The sequence below is a fragment of the Polaribacter staleyi genome, from assembly GCF_038024045.1.
GTDB lineage: Bacteria > Bacteroidota > Bacteroidia > Flavobacteriales > Flavobacteriaceae > Polaribacter > Polaribacter butkevichii.
The window spans coordinates 3,428,741-3,443,877 of sequence record NZ_CP150665.1; the positions used below are offsets into that span (position 1 = coordinate 3,428,741).

Below are 15,137 nucleotides of genomic sequence, written 5' to 3' on the forward strand. Positions count from 1 at the left end.
AGTTTGTAAATTTGTTTTTTTAAAGGTTAGAAAGGTAATAGAAAAATTTAATTTGGTGCTAATTTTAATCATTTTATTATTTCTGAATGAGACTTTTTTTTAGAAATCACAGATAATTTTTTTAGTTAAAAAATCAATAATAAATGGCTGTTTAAAAAGATTAAGGTTTCAAGCAAAAGCATCTTAATTTATTTCTTTACTTTTGGTTTTTTATCAGGATAAACAGTCGTTAATGAAACCAGTAGAACTTATAAAACTTCCCATTAAAAACGAAATGGAACTCTTTGAAGAAAAGTTCAAAGAATCTATGTTGTCTAAAGTTCCGCTGTTAAACAGAATTACCTATTATATTGTTCGTAGAAAAGGAAAACAAATGCGACCAATGTTTGTTTTTTTGGTGGCTAAAATGGTTTCTAATGGAGGTTTCGATGAAAGAACCTATCGAGGAGCTTCTGTGGTAGAATTAATTCATACTGCCACTTTGGTACATGATGATGTGGTAGATGATAGTAACAGACGTAGAGGTTTTTTCTCTGTAAATGCACTTTGGAAAAATAAAATAGCGGTTTTAGTAGGTGATTTCTTATTGTCTAAAGGATTGTTATTATCTATAGATAATGAAGATTTTGATTTGCTAAAACTAATTTCTATTGCGGTAAGAGAAATGAGCGAAGGTGAATTACTGCAAATAGAAAAGGCCAGAAAGTTAGACATTACAGAAGCCGTTTATTTTGATATAATAAGAAAAAAGACGGCTACATTAATTGCTGCTTGTTGTGGTATTGGAGCTGCTTCTGTTGGTGCAAATCAAGATTGTGTGCGTAAAATGCGAAAGTTTGGTGAGTATATTGGTATTGCTTTTCAAATTAAAGATGATTTGTTTGATTATACAGAAGCCAATATTGGTAAACCTACAGGGATTGATATTAAAGAGCAAAAAATGACCTTGCCATTAATTTACACGCTAAATAATTGTTCTAAAAAGGAGAAATCTTGGTTGATTAACTCTGTTAAGAAACACAATAAAAATAAAGAGAGAGTTAAAGAAGTTATTGCTTTTGTAAAAGAAAAAGGAGGTATAGAGTATACAACCACCAAAATGAATGATTACAAAAATAAAGCTTTAGCCATATTAGAAGACTTTCCTACATCTCCATATAAAGATTCTTTATTAACAATGATAGATTACGTTGTAGAACGTAAAATTTAGTTTAAATATTTGCTTTTAAAGAAATTACAAAATTTCTACCAGGAGAAACAATTCCAGAGCTATAAGGTCTGTAACGTTTGTCTGTAATGTTTTCTAAACCTGTTGAGATTAATAAATTATCTGTAAACCTATAAGAAGTTTTTAAATTTAAGGTTACATAAGATGGTGAATATGGGTTTCCATTATCATCAATTGCGTAGATATAATCTTTGGCTTTTTCACTATCAGGTAAATCATCATAAGCAACAGAACCGCTGTAATTAGCATACAATTGTGCTTTTAATTTACTTGCATTATACGTAAGGCGTGTTGTACCAAACCAAGGAGCTGCGTGTCTAGAAGGGCTCGTATCTCCGTTGTCTAACTCTTCTTCTCCTTTTTGATAACTCACTGTTGATGAAAATCCAATTCCGTTTCCTAATTCCGCTTCAAAACCTGTTTGAAACCCGTATACATTAGCAACGGCAGCATTTTGTATTGCTTGTATTGTACTTAATTCTCCGTCATACATCATTTCAGTTTCGCCATTTAATGTAAAATCTCTTAATACCATAGCGTCTTTTAAATTGGTGTAAAAACCAGTTACTTCTATTTTTAAATAATCGCCAAAAGTTTTAGCAATAGAAACATCGGTGTTGTATGCGTATTCTGCTTTTAAATCTGGATTAGGAACCACTACAGAACCAGGTTCTGAATCGAAAATTTTACCAACATCATCTACATTAGGTGATCTAAAAGCAGTAGAAAAGTTAGTGCTTAATAACCAATCTTCTTGAGGTCTAAAAATTAAGCCCAAACTACCAGTTAAAGCGCCATCATTTATTTTTGCTTGCGTAAATGGTAAAGGATAAAATGTAGTATCAAACGTAGCGTTTAAACTGTAAAAATTATAACGTAAACCAGATTGTAATACCCATTTTTTAGAAAAATCGTATTGATTAGAAGTATAAATACCTAAAGAAGACCAATTAGAATTAGGGTATCTACTGGCTCCTTTTTCAGAAATATTGGTGTCAATATTTGTATTTATACCTGTAGATTTTACATCATTATAAACATATTCTGCTCCGTAAAATAATTTGCTTTTTCTACTTAAGCTTTTAGAGAAATCTAAGTTAGAAGAGTATGCGTCTACATTTTCTGTTCTTGTTTCTCTTCCGTTATCATTAAAATCTCGGCTAATTCTACTTTCGTCAAATTTTTGATAGGTTACTCTTAAAGTAACATCATCATAAAAAGAACTCGTTCCTTTTTTATTGATTTCAAAATTATTCATCATCCACTTTTGTGGACCATAGCTCCATTCTCCATAACGAGGGTCTCCGTTTTTTGTTCTTAAGTGTCTATCGTATCTAGAGTAGCTAGAAGTTTCAGAGAGATGAAATCCATATTCAAAATTCCAAGTTTCATTAGGTTTAAACCTAACTTTTTGCATTAAGTTGGTTTGTGTATAGCCAGATGGAGTTTGTATTTTAGGGTTTTTATTGGTAATTACAACATCTTGGTTGTTTTGTCTTTCTACATAAAAGTTTCTTAGGTATTCATCAGGTCCGTTACTTCCCATTTTTAAATCGCCATAATCATTGTAGCTTAAGCTGGTAACAAATGCCCATTTTTTATAGCCTAAATTAAAATCGGCATGGTATGTTTTTTCTTCATTTGCAGAAGAGAATCTTGTAAAAGCTTTTCCTGTTATTAAGGTTTCATTATCTAAAGATAAGTTTGCAGATAATGTTTTAAAACTCATTACAGCTCCAATGGCATCACTTCCGTAAATTACAGAACCGGGGCCAAAAATAATTTCTGTTTCTTCGATGGCAAAAGGATCTAAAGAAATTACATTCTGAATATTACCGGCTCTAAAAATGGCATTATTCATTCTAACACCATCAATGGTATACAACAATCTATTGGTTGCAAAACCTCTTATCATTGGGCTTCCGCCTCCTTGTTGACTTTTTTGAATAAATACTTTGCCAGAAACCGTTAATAAATCAGCTGCTGTTTGTGTATTCATCAATTCAATAGCTTTAGGTGAAATAGTGCTAATTTTTGAAGCTAAATCAGACGTTTTTTGTTTCCATTTGGTAGCAGAAATAACAATCTCATCTATTTTTAAAATAGTTGGAGTTAGTTGCAGTAAAAAATTGCTTTGTTTTAGAGTTTGATAAGTTTTAGTTTGTGTTTTAAAACCAAGAAATCTAATTTTTAAAAGTTCATTTTTTTTAAAACTACTAATATCTACTTGCCCTTTTCCGTTGGTTGTAACGTAATCGTTGGTTTGTAAATTAAAGATGGTAACTTGGTCTAAAGGCTCTTTTGTTTCTTTGTTAATTACGGTAAGTATTTGAGCGCTCGAAGTAAAGTTTAAAAAAAAAAGGAAAAAAATTAGAGTAACTTTTTTAATCATAGTTAGGTTTTTACAAAGATAAAATCTAAGATTATTTATCAATAATCATGCCTATTCAATGAAAATAAAAATAATTTTAAGAGTTTTTTAAGATTAATAATTCTTCTACAAAATCTCTAGAATTAGAAAGTCTTGGTACTTTGTGTTGCCCCCCTAATTTATTTTTTTTCTTTAACCAAGTGTAGAATAGACCTTGCTCTACTTGATGTACTTTTGGGGCCATTAAAGTCATATTTAAATAGCGTTTTGCTTCGTAATCTGAATTTATTGATTTTAAAGCATTGTCTAAAACTTCAGAAAAATAACCGATACATTCTGGTTTTTTGCTAAACTCTAAAATCCACTCATGACCACCTTTTTCTTTGCCTTCCATAAAAATAGGTCCCACAGTATAATCAGAAATGGTAGCTGCTGTTTTTTCGCAAGCTAATTTTAAAGCATCTTCTACATTTTCTATGTTAAGTTCTTCTCCAAAGACGTTTATATAGTGTTTTGTGCGTCCTGTAATTTTAATTCTGTACGGTTCTAATGATGTAAAACGAATGGTATCACCAATTAAATAACGCCATAAACCACCGTTTGTAGTAATAATTAAAGCGTAATCGATGTCTTTTTTTACATCAGCAAGTGTAATCGTTTCAGAATTTTCGCCTTTGTATTCACTCATCGGAATAAATTCATAGAAAATTCCGTAATCTAACATCAACAATAATTCTTTAGAGTTGTTTCTATCCTGAATGGCAAAGAAACCTTCTGAAGCATTGTAAATTTCGTAATACTTAAAACTCTTTTTCGGAATAATTTTTTTGTACTGTTCTCTATAAGGATTAAAGTTTACGCCTCCATGAAAATAGACTTCTAAATTAGGCCAAACTTCTAAAATATGTTCTTTTCCGGTTCTTTCTAAAATACGATTAAGCAATACCAACATCCAACTTGGTACACCTGCTAAACTTGTAATATCTTCATCGATAGTTTCATCAATAATGGCATCCATTTTTGTTTCCCAATCGCTCATTAAAGCTACTTCTTGGCTAGGAGCAGAGCTAAAATCTGCCCAAAAAGGCATGTTTTCTATAATAATTGCAGATAAATCTCCAAAATAAGAATTGTTGTCTTGGTATACATCAGAACTTCCGCCCAAACGCAATCCTTTACCTGTAAAAAGCTGAGTGTCTTCATTATTATTAATGTACAAACACAACATATCTTTACCTGCTTTCATGTGGCAATACTCTAAAGCCTCATCAGAAACAGGTATAAATTTACTTTTTGCATTAGTGGTTCCGCTACTTTTTGCAAACCATTTAATATCTGTTGGCCAAAATAAATTTTGTTCACCTTTTCTACATCGTTCTATTAAAGGTTCAAAAGTTTCATATTTTTGAATAGGAACATTTTTTGTAAAATCTGTATGGTTTTTTATGCTAGCAAAGTTGTATTCTTTACCAACTTCTGTATTTTTAGCTGTGTTTACCAGTTTTAAAAGTAATTCGTTCTGAACATCAATAGGGTATTTTAAAAACAGCTCTATTTGATGTTTTCGTTTCTTTAAAAACCAAGAAATTATAGAATTGATAATTTGAAAAGCCATAGAAATTCGTAAGTTTGTTTTGAACGATTTTAGAACAATTATCGTTTTAAAACCGAAGTTTAAAAATACTAAAATTTGTGCGATGATTTACCAAGGAGTTTTAAAAAAAATGATGACTGAAAATGCAGAACAAATTCAGTATTATTTAGACATGAAAACTGATTTTATAAACATGAATCAGTTGTTAAATAAAGATTTAACCATCAATTTTGTTACTTATGAATGTTTAAACTGTCATTTAGAAAAGAAAATTTATAGACAAGGTTTTTGTAAATCTTGTTTTTTCGACACTCCAAATGCAGGCGATTGGATTATGCATCCAGAATTAAGTAAGGCACATTTAGGGATAGAAGATAGAGATTTAGCCTATGAACAATCCGTGCAATTAAAACCGCATATTGTGTATTTAGCAAATTCTAGCAATGTAAAAGTAGGAGTTACCAGAAAGCAGCAAGTGCCTACACGTTGGATAGATCAAGGAGCGCATGAAGCTATAGAAATAGTAGAAACTCCTAATCGATATTTAGCAGGTATTACCGAAGTTGCTTTAAAAGATCATGTTGCTGATAAAACCAATTGGAGAAAAATGCTAAAGAATGATATTGAAGATGTAGATTTGGTAGCATGGCGAGATAAATTGAAGCAATACATACCGGATGAAGCTTTAGAATATTTTATTGAAAATAATTCGGAAACACATCTTAATTTTCCGGTTGTAAAATATCCTTTAAAACCTAAAAGTTTAAATTTAATTAAAACGCCGACTTATACAGGAACTTTAGTTGGAATAAAAGGACAATATTTAATTTTTGAAGACGAAACCGTATTTAATGTAAGAAGTAACGAAGGTTTGGTGGTCTCAATTGAGGTGTAAAGTTAGTGTAATTATAACACAAAGATTCACAGAGTAAAATAACAGAGATTCATAGAGAAGGTCTAATTTTCTTCTCCGTGAATCTCTGTGAAATGCTCTAAGTAACTCTGTGAAATAGCTATAGTATTACCTTTTACCAAGCATAGTTTTTTAATTTAGCTTGTCTTTTAATAGCGTTTAGCATGACGTTATTTAATTCGTCTTTTTTGCTGCCTTCTTTTTGTTTTTTAGCAATAAAACTTCTTCTTTTTGCATCTAATTCTTTAATTTTTTGCTGAATTTCTGTTCGTTCTTTGGCTTTTATTTTTACATAGCTTTTAATTTCAGTTTCCGATTTATTTTGTAATTCTTTAGGTAGTTTTTCTTTTTCAATTTTATTGTAATCTACTTTTTGCTTTTTTTCAGCATCTACCAAATCCCAAGAAGAGTTGTCGTACAAACGAGAACTTTTACTTACGGCACGTTTAACAATAACTACTTCATCTAAAGATTCTGCATTTATATCTTGTTCTTTCTGAGAAGAAAATTTAGAATATCCTTTATTTCCGTAATAAATATAAGTCTTGTTTAATCTTTTATTTAGAATGATAATGTCATCATCATAAGGAGTAACCACGTGTACAATTTTTTTATCTTGATTTATGGTCATATAATCGCCACCACCCAAATCTGCACCATCTTTCCACATTCCAGAAATTCCGGTAGAATAGTTACCACAAAATATCGTATTGATAATTACATCTTTTTCTTTTGCGTCTGTAATAGCATCTTTATAATTGATTTTACCTTGTGTAAAAGGCTCGTTACCAGCAATAAAAATTAGTTTTAAATCGTTTTTATTTTCTCCCCAAGAAAGTTCGTTTAAAGATGTTTTTATAACTTGTCCGCAAAACTCATTTCCGCCACTTGTAGTTAAAGAAAATAGTTTTTCGGAGATTTCATCTAAGTCATTACTAAACTGTAAAACCTGTTTTATATATCCTTCTTTAGAAGATAATCTAGAGTTGCCATATTCATATAATGCAATTTCTAAATTGGGTTTTTGAACACCATACTTAGCATACGAAAGTTCGTTTACAATTTCCCAAAGTTGTGCTTTTGCTTGGTTTATCAGTCCATCCATACTGCTACTAGTGTCTAGTAGTAAAGCGACTTTAATAGTTTGTTTTTTTGTTTTTTCTGATGATGGCTCGTTTACTGCAAAGTTGTTAATGGAGACAAATAAGAGTAATACGGATACGACTTTTAATGAGACTTTTTTCATGATAGATTGTTTTAAGGTTTTATAAATGATTAAAAGTTTGGTTTTATTTGATGCTAAACTTTACATAGATGGAAGATGCTATTTTTATTTTTTCGAACTGAACAGCTTTATTTTTTTCTAGACTTCTTACTTTACTAACACTATATCCGGTAACATTTACTTGGTTTGCATAAGAATAATTAGGTTGGTTGTTAGTCGCTATTTCGTTAATCTTTATTGGTTTCCCTGTATGCTCTCCAATAGCAGTTAACAAATAATCTGCTTTTGCTTTAGCTGCTTTTATCGCTTTAATTCGGTTCATTTTTCTTAATGCAAGAATGTTAGAATGTGTGGCTTTTGTAATATGTACATCAGCAATTTTTAGTTTTTTAAAACCTTCAAAAAGTAATTTTAATTTATCGGCACCATTTACTTTTAAAGAATAATTTGCAACAGAAAAAACTTCTTCTGTCCACCAACCAGTTTTTGCTAAAACGGCATTTACATCAGAAATAGATAAGTTCTTTTCTGGAATTCTAATTTTTACTAAAAGCTTTTTTAATTCGTCTTCTAAGATTTGTATGGTTAGTTTATTCCCTTTTTCTAAGCGTTCTTTTAGTGAAATGGTTACATATATTTCATCAGGAATAATTTCTGTTTCTGCGGTACCTGTAACTTCTATAAAAGGTTTTGTTGCTGTGCTGTAATTTATTTGGCTAAATACCGTTGAGGTGAAAAATAAAAGGATAATTAATTTTGAGAATTTCATTTGCGTCTATTTTATTGAGTTTAATAAGTCAATATTAAGACCAACTTAATTCTTAAAAAACAGCCAATGAGTAAAACCTCCTTTTGGTTGAGTGAAAAGGAATACAAAATGAGTAAACCTTAATTTTAATAAGTAAAATGGAAATATTAAAAGAAAAGTCATTTTTTTTGATGCTTTTTTGTGTGTATGTTTACAGTATTAAATAGCAAAATGATTTTAAGAAAATACATAACCAGCCTTTTTATATGTCTATTTGTGGCAGTTTCTGCTCAAGAAATAAGTACAGATATTCAAACAAAAATGTTTGATGTAAAAGTGAAGGTTTTAAATAAGAATACCAATGTCCCTATAAAAAATGCAGAGGTTTTTGTAAGTGGTAAGTATTTTGATTATAATGAGATTTATAGTTATTACTTAATAAAGGCAAGAGTAGGCGATCAGTTAAGGGTTTCTCACCCAGATTTTGAAACGGTGTATTACACGATAAAATCGGATGAAGAAATAAAAATTTTGGTAGAAGGGTTTGCTTCAGAAAGAGAGTTTACTGTTAGTAAAAGCTCTCGAAAAATGAAATCGATTCGCAAACCAGATCTTTATCATCAATATTTAGATTCGGCAAATTTTTACAAGAAAAAAGATATCGATTTAAGTTTGTCTTTTGTAGAAAAAGCGTTGCAAGATAACCAGTCTAAACAACGAAATTCGGTTTCCTATAAAACCTTAGCAGATGTTTATTTGTATTGGAAACAGTACGATTTAGCTGTAAATAATTATAAACTTTCTATTCAAATAAAAGACAATACAGCCACAAAAATTGCTTTGGCAAATGCACAGTTTTTATTAAATGATTTAAAAGAAAGTAAGCATACGTATACCAATTTATTAAATCAGAAACTAAGTAATTATGAGCGTATTCTTGTTTTAGAAGGTTTGGGAGATGTAGATTTTTCATCAAAAAAATACAACACCGCTAAAACGTATTATAAGGAATCTTTAAAACTCGCCAAAGAGAGCTTGGTTACTGCTAAAATTACAGATTTAAACTCTAAGTTGGCAACTGTTTTTGCTTCTGAAGGAAATGTTGCCAAAGCAAATATTCAGTTTAAAAATTCATTGAACTTAGCGGCTAAAGAAAATATAAATAGAGCTTTAGAAGAAGAAGAAAAAGTAGCTGATTTTTACAATTCTAATCGTCTGTTTGATGATGAAATTAAACTAAGAAAAGAAAGTTTAATTAAAGCTGAGAGCAATAAAACATTTCAAAAGAAATTTAATTTAGAATCAGATTCGATTACTTCTCAAAAAATAAATTACAAAATTGGTAATGCTTATATTTTAAAAGAAGACTATAAAAATGCCATTCCGTTTTTAGAAAAAAGTAAAAAAGATGCTGACGAAAAGAAAGACATTACCATAGAAAAAGATGCTACCAGAAAATTATCTGAAGTTTATGCAACGGTGGGAGAGTATGATAAGGCCTTAAAAAGTTACCAAGATTATGTAAAGTTGGTAGATGCAGCTTACATACAAAAAGAACAAGAAATTCAGCAAGTAAAACGGTTTTCTAAGAAAATATCAGACAATCAAAATAGAATTGCTAGTTTAGAAAAAGACAAAGAATTGGCAGAAAGTAAAATTAGTTTGGCGTACATAGATCAAAAATTATCTGAAGAAAGTAATCAAAGACAACGCTTAATAATTTATAGTTTAGTGGGTGGGTTTCTATTGATGAGTTTGTTGGCGTATTTTATGTTTAGAAACATTAAACAACAAAAGTTAGCCAATAATTTGTTGGCATTAAAATCGATGCGTTCTCAAATGAATCCGCATTTTATTTTTAATGCTTTAAACTCTGTAAACAGCTTTATTGCTGTAAATGATGAACGTAATGCCAACCGATATTTATCTGAATTTTCTGCATTAATGCGCGCTGTTTTAGAAAATTCTGATGAAGATTTTATTCCTTTAACAAAAGAAATTGAATTGCTAGAATTGTATGTAAAGTTAGAGCATAACAGATTTAAAGAGAAGTTTGATTATGTAATTTCTGTGGATGAAAACATCGATTTAAAACAATTTTTTATTCCACCAATGTTGTTGCAACCTTATATAGAAAACGCTATTTGGCACGGATTAAGATACAGAACAACCAAAGGGAATTTAGAAATTTCTATCAAAAATAAAGATTCTGAAACTATTTTAATTTCAATTATTGATGACGGAATTGGAAGAGAAAAATCTCAAGAATTAAAAACGAAAAATCAGTTAAAGCAGAAATCAAAAGGAATGAGTACAATTAAAAACAGAATTACAATTCTAAATAATATGTACAAAGACCGAATTTTCGTTGAAGTTTCTAACGTTTCAGAAAACGGTGAAGGAACAAAAGTAGCATTGTTGTTGAAGAAAAAGTAGTTGTAACACAGAGATACACAGAGAAGGCGCAGAGTTTCACTGAGGATTATTAAAAAAAAACATCCCCATTCGTGAAAGCCCGTGATATCTTTGATGAAAAATTCTAATAAAAAAACCTCTGCGAAATAACCCAAATAAAACAGTAAAAACTCAGTGAATCTCTGCGAAGAAGCTTTGTGTATCTCTGAGGAATAACAAAAAAAAGGATGAAATTAAAAGCAATCATTGTAGAAGACGAGCAAATTAGTAGAGATATTCTGCGAAATTATATTGGTAAATATTGCCCTAATGTTTTGTTGTTAGGCGAGGCAAGTAATATTGATGATGGCTACAAATTAATACAAGAACACGAGTTAGATTTGGTGTTTTTAGATGTAGAAATGCCTTTTGGTAATGCGTTCGATTTATTAGAAAAGGTAGAAAATAGAACCTTTGAAACCGTTTTTGTAACTGCCTACGATCATTATGCAATAGAAGCCTTAAATAGTCATGCAAGTTATTATTTATTAAAACCAATTTCTATAGATGAGCTCATAAAGGCTGTAAATATTGTTACAGAAATTAAAGAAAAAGAAACCCAATTACAGCATCAAATATTAGCGCCAAAAACAAATTCGGCAACCGGTAAAATTACCATTCCGCAACAAGATGGTTTTGAAGTTTTAGATATAAATGATATTGTTTTTTGTAAAGCAGATGATAATTATACCGAAATTCACTTGGCAAATTCTAAGAAATTAGTGAGCAAAACCTTAAAGTATTTTGAAGAAGCTTTAACCGAATATACGTTTGCCCGAATTCATAAATCGTACTTGGTAAATGTAAATGCCATAACCAAATATAAAAAGGGAAAAGGAGGGAGCGTACTTGTTTCTAACGGAAAAGAAATTTTGGTTTCTGCTTCTCAAAAAGCGAATTTATTATCATATTTTAAGTAAATTTATAGTTTATTTTTAGAACTTAAATTATGGCAATTATAAAAGAAGTAAGAGGGAATTATCCGCAAATACCAGAAGATTGTTACGTAGCAGAAAATGCAACCATTGTTGGCGAAGTTTCTCTAGGAAAAGAGTGTAGCATTTGGTTTAATGCAGTGCTAAGAGGCGATGTGCATTATATAAAAATTGGTAATAAAGTTAATATTCAAGACGGTGCTATTATCCATGCAACGTATCAAAAATCGCCAACAACCATTGGTAATAATGTGTCTATTGGACATAATGCAATGGTGCATGGTTGTACAATTCACGATAATGTTTTGGTAGGTATGGGGTCTATTATTATGGACGATTGTGTGGTAGAATCTAATTCTATTATTGCAGCAGGAGCGGTAGTTACCAAGAATACAAGAATAGAAAGTGGAAGTATTTATGCTGGAGTTCCTGCTAAAAAAGTAAAAGATATTTCGCAAGAATTAATTTCAGGAGAAATCGATAGAATAGCCAATAATTATGTAAAATATTCAAGTTGGTTTAAAGAGTAGGTTTTGGGCGTTACACAAGGTCGGGCTTTCACTACTCGCTTTTTTTAGTTTGTTCTCGATACAAATTTTCTTCCTTGTCAGAAAAACTACTCGAACTGACACTAAAAAAAGGAGCTCAAACAGATAGCCTGTCTTGAGCGGAGTCGAAAGATTCAATATCTAACGCAAAATACCAATTCGTTATAAAAACAAAAACCCGATTTCAATTAAGAAATCGGGTTTTTTCAATCAACTAATCAACCAAAACTAGTTTACTTTCCTTGTTGAGTTCTACTGCCTCTTTGACTTCCTTTGTTATTTTTAGAACCTTTTTTTCCTTTCATTTTATGCATGGCCATTTTGTTTCTACCTTTTTGCATTTTTTCAAACTTTTCAAACTGATCTTTGTTTAAAATGTCTTTCATTTTGTTTTTCATGTAGATCTTATTGTCTAACTGTTTGTTTTGCATGGCAAACATTTCATCTGCAGTAGGTCTTTTTTTATCAGCTTTGTTAGCCTTTCTTTGTTCCATAGCAGCTTTTCTTTCTGCTATTTGTGCCATTACTAGAGGTTTAATTTCATTTTGTTGTCTGTCAGATAAATCTAAAGCCAATGTCATTTTTTTAACAGCTAAAGTAGCGTGTTGCTCTGCTGTTAAACTAGAACCTTTATCTCTATTTCCTCCTCTTTTTTGCTGTGCTTGTGTAGTAAATGTAATGGCAAATACTAATACTAAAATGCTTACTAAATTTTTCATATCTATATTGTTTTTTATGTTAATGTGTATACTTCTTTGACAGTTTAAAAAGAGAAAGGTTTAATGTGGTTTTGTGTTTAACAAGTATTTAACATAAAGTAAATATTGTAAAAACAAAAACTCGGTTTCTAAAAGAAACCGAGTTTTTTAATAAACTAATCAACCCAAAACTAGTTACATATACTTTTAATGTGCTTTCTTATTTCCTTTGTTTTTGGTTTGAGTTTTTCTCTCTTTAGCTATTGCTTCAAACTTAATAAGTTGCTCTTTGTTAAGAATATTAGACATTTCTGTGTTAAAGGCAGCTTCTTTAGCTATTTTGTCTTTTCTTTCTAGTTGACGCTCTTCTTTAGATGGTTTTTGTCCGGATTCTTTAATTGCTTTTCTTTTTTCCATAGCAGCTTTTCTTTCTGCTAATTGTGCCGTTAATAAAGGTTTAATTTTACTTTGTTGCTCTTCTGTTAAACTTAAATCTTTGGTCATTCTTTTAAGTATTTTTTCAGCAGAAGGTGCACCTCCTTTTTTTTGCGCTTGTGCAGTAAATGTAAAAGCGAAAATGACAACTAATATGGTTACTATTTTTTTCATTTTTTGTATTGTTATTTATTAATTACACATCTTTGACACTAAAAAAATGAAAAGGTTTAAATTTGCTTTTTATTTAAATCATTTTAATAAAGTACAGATGAAGAATTTTTTGTGGTTTCTTGTTTTCTTGCCAATGTTTACGGTTGCTCAAGATAGTATTCGTGTAGATATGAGTAACCCTCATGCTACTGTGTATACACATTTATATTTTTTACAATCTGACTCTTTTGAACCTAAAAAAGCAGCAAAAACTATTTTAGGACTTTCTGAAGAGAAAGCTATTGAAAAGGCCATTAAAATAAAACAAGTTTTAGATGGTAAAGGTTTGTATGTCGATGTAAATAAGATTCCTACCAACCCAAATTATAAAGATACTATTGGGTATTCTTCTTACTATAGATATGTGTTGTTTCCTTTAAGGATGCCTCAGATTTATGTAGAAAAAATAGGGGATAATTGGTATTACTCAACAGAAACAATTGCAAAAATAGATAGTTTATATAAGGAGGTTTATCCTTGGTATGTGCAAAAGTTACAGAAATTAGTACCAGTTTCTGGGAGAAAAAAAATACTAAATTTAGAATTGTGGCAAATTGTAGGTTTGTTAATAATGCTAGCTTTAGGGTATCTTATTTTTTTAATTGTAAAAAGATTAGCCTTTTTTATTTTATTAAAACTACAGCATCAAATTACCAAAAACACCAATTTAGAAGTTAACAAAGTAATAAAGAAATTGGCACACCCTATAAGTTTATTAGTTACTTTAACTTTTGTAGACAAAGTTTTTCCATCATTACAATTTGGTTTAACAACAAATACATGGGTGTTTTTGATTTTAAACATTGCAGAAACAGTATTCTGGATTTACGTTTTCTTAAAACTAGTACAAGTTGTAATGCGCATTTATGCTGAGTTTACAGAAAGAACACATGGCAGGTTAGATGATCAATTAGTACCTATTTTGCACAGTTTTCTTACTGGTTTGGTAATTGTAGTGGGTATTTTTAAGCTGCTAGTCCTTTTTGGTGTAGATACCACTACCATGTTGGCGGGAGCAACTATTGGAGGTTTGGCTTTTGCATTAGCGTCTCAAGACACAGTAAAAAACTTAATTGGTACTATCATGATTTTTCTTGACAAACCTTTCCATATAGAAGATTGGATAGAAGCAGGAGAAGTGGTAGGTACTGTAGAAAGAGTTGGTTTTAGATCTACACAGGTTCGTGCTGCAGATACATCAATCTACCAAATACCAAATAGTAAATTGTCTGAATTGGTGATTAATAACAAAGGTTTGCGATTATTTAGACGTTACAATACCAATTTAGGTTTGCGTTATGATACACCTCCAGAATTAATTGAAGCCTTTGTAAAAGGAGTACGAGAAATTATTATTGCGCATCCAGAAACACGATCTGATTCTTATAATGTAGAGTTTACCGGTTTTGGTGATTCTGCATTATTGATTATGGTAAATGTGTATTTTAAAAGTTTAGCTTGGGGTGTAGAGCAATCATCAAAACATAGATTGCATATTGCTATTGTAAAATTAGCAAAAGAATTAGGTGTGGATTTTGCTTTTCCTTCTACCACGGTTACTATTGAACAGTTTCCTGATAAAAAAGGCTTAAATCCTAAGTATAATACAGATAAAGAAAGAATTGATACTGTAATTGCAACGGTTTTAAGCGATTTTAATAAAGAGAATCCTTCGGAAACTAGTTCATAAAGTACTTTAATTTAAAATAGAATATCATTGCGAGTTTACAAAGCAATCTGCTTATAGATTAATGAGATTGCTTTGTACATCGCAA

12 protein-coding genes are annotated in these 15,137 nt (G+C 30.4%); 6 read left to right on the plus strand and 6 right to left on the minus strand.

Annotated elements, in window-relative coordinates:
- Positions 1-232: 232 nt before the first annotated feature.
- Positions 233-1,210: a polyprenyl synthetase family protein gene (locus WHD07_RS14235; RefSeq protein ID WP_343328942.1), complete on the plus strand. Its 978-nt coding sequence runs from the start codon at positions 233-235 to the stop codon at positions 1,208-1,210.
- Between the two features lies 1 nt (position 1,211).
- Here WHD07_RS14235 and WHD07_RS14240 read toward each other — a convergent pair whose 3' ends face one another.
- Complete coding sequence (locus WHD07_RS14240; protein WP_343328943.1) at positions 1,212-3,620, minus strand: TonB-dependent receptor; 2,409 nt, start codon at positions 3,618-3,620, stop codon at positions 1,212-1,214.
- A 76-nt stretch (positions 3,621-3,696) separates the two neighbouring features.
- Positions 3,697-5,214, minus strand: a complete 1,518-nt coding sequence (locus tag WHD07_RS14245) for a GH3 auxin-responsive promoter family protein (protein ID WP_343328944.1) — start codon at positions 5,212-5,214, stop codon at positions 3,697-3,699.
- A gap of 82 nt (positions 5,215-5,296) precedes the next feature.
- On the opposite strand from WHD07_RS14245, the gene WHD07_RS14250 reads away from it, so the two are divergent.
- Positions 5,297-6,088, plus strand: coding sequence for a DUF2797 domain-containing protein (locus WHD07_RS14250; RefSeq protein WP_343328945.1), 792 nt, complete (start codon positions 5,297-5,299; stop codon positions 6,086-6,088).
- 133 nt (positions 6,089-6,221) lie between these two features.
- Here WHD07_RS14250 and WHD07_RS14255 read toward each other — a convergent pair whose 3' ends face one another.
- A complete protein-coding gene (locus WHD07_RS14255; RefSeq protein WP_343328946.1) occupies positions 6,222-7,352 on the minus strand; it encodes a vWA domain-containing protein in 1,131 nt (376 codons plus the stop codon).
- A 43-nt stretch (positions 7,353-7,395) separates the two neighbouring features.
- Positions 7,396-8,100, minus strand: a complete 705-nt coding sequence (locus WHD07_RS14260) for an SIMPL domain-containing protein (protein WP_343328947.1) — start codon at positions 8,098-8,100, stop codon at positions 7,396-7,398.
- A 210-nt stretch (positions 8,101-8,310) separates the two neighbouring features.
- On the opposite strand from WHD07_RS14260, the gene WHD07_RS14265 reads away from it, so the two are divergent.
- From WHD07_RS14265 to WHD07_RS14275, 3 genes are all read left to right on the plus strand, one after another.
- A complete protein-coding gene (locus WHD07_RS14265; protein WP_343328948.1) occupies positions 8,311-10,515 on the plus strand; it encodes a tetratricopeptide repeat-containing sensor histidine kinase in 2,205 nt (734 codons plus the stop codon).
- A gap of 206 nt (positions 10,516-10,721) precedes the next feature.
- A complete protein-coding gene (locus tag WHD07_RS14270) occupies positions 10,722-11,453 on the plus strand; it encodes a LytTR family DNA-binding domain-containing protein (protein ID WP_343328949.1) in 732 nt (243 codons plus the stop codon).
- Between the two features lie 29 nt (positions 11,454-11,482).
- Complete coding sequence (locus WHD07_RS14275; protein ID WP_343328950.1) at positions 11,483-11,998, plus strand: gamma carbonic anhydrase family protein; 516 nt, start codon at positions 11,483-11,485, stop codon at positions 11,996-11,998.
- A gap of 251 nt (positions 11,999-12,249) precedes the next feature.
- Here WHD07_RS14275 and WHD07_RS14280 read toward each other — a convergent pair whose 3' ends face one another.
- Positions 12,250-12,735, minus strand: coding sequence for a hypothetical protein (locus tag WHD07_RS14280; protein ID WP_343328951.1), 486 nt, complete (start codon positions 12,733-12,735; stop codon positions 12,250-12,252).
- A 186-nt stretch (positions 12,736-12,921) separates the two neighbouring features.
- A complete protein-coding gene (locus WHD07_RS14285) occupies positions 12,922-13,323 on the minus strand; it encodes a hypothetical protein (RefSeq protein ID WP_343328952.1) in 402 nt (133 codons plus the stop codon).
- 46 nt (positions 13,324-13,369) lie between these two features.
- Here WHD07_RS14285 and WHD07_RS14290 point away from each other — a divergent pair, with 46 nt between their 5' ends.
- Positions 13,370-15,052: a mechanosensitive ion channel family protein gene (locus WHD07_RS14290; RefSeq protein WP_343328953.1), complete on the plus strand. Its 1,683-nt coding sequence runs from the start codon at positions 13,370-13,372 to the stop codon at positions 15,050-15,052.
- The last annotated feature ends 85 nt before the right edge of the window (positions 15,053-15,137 follow it).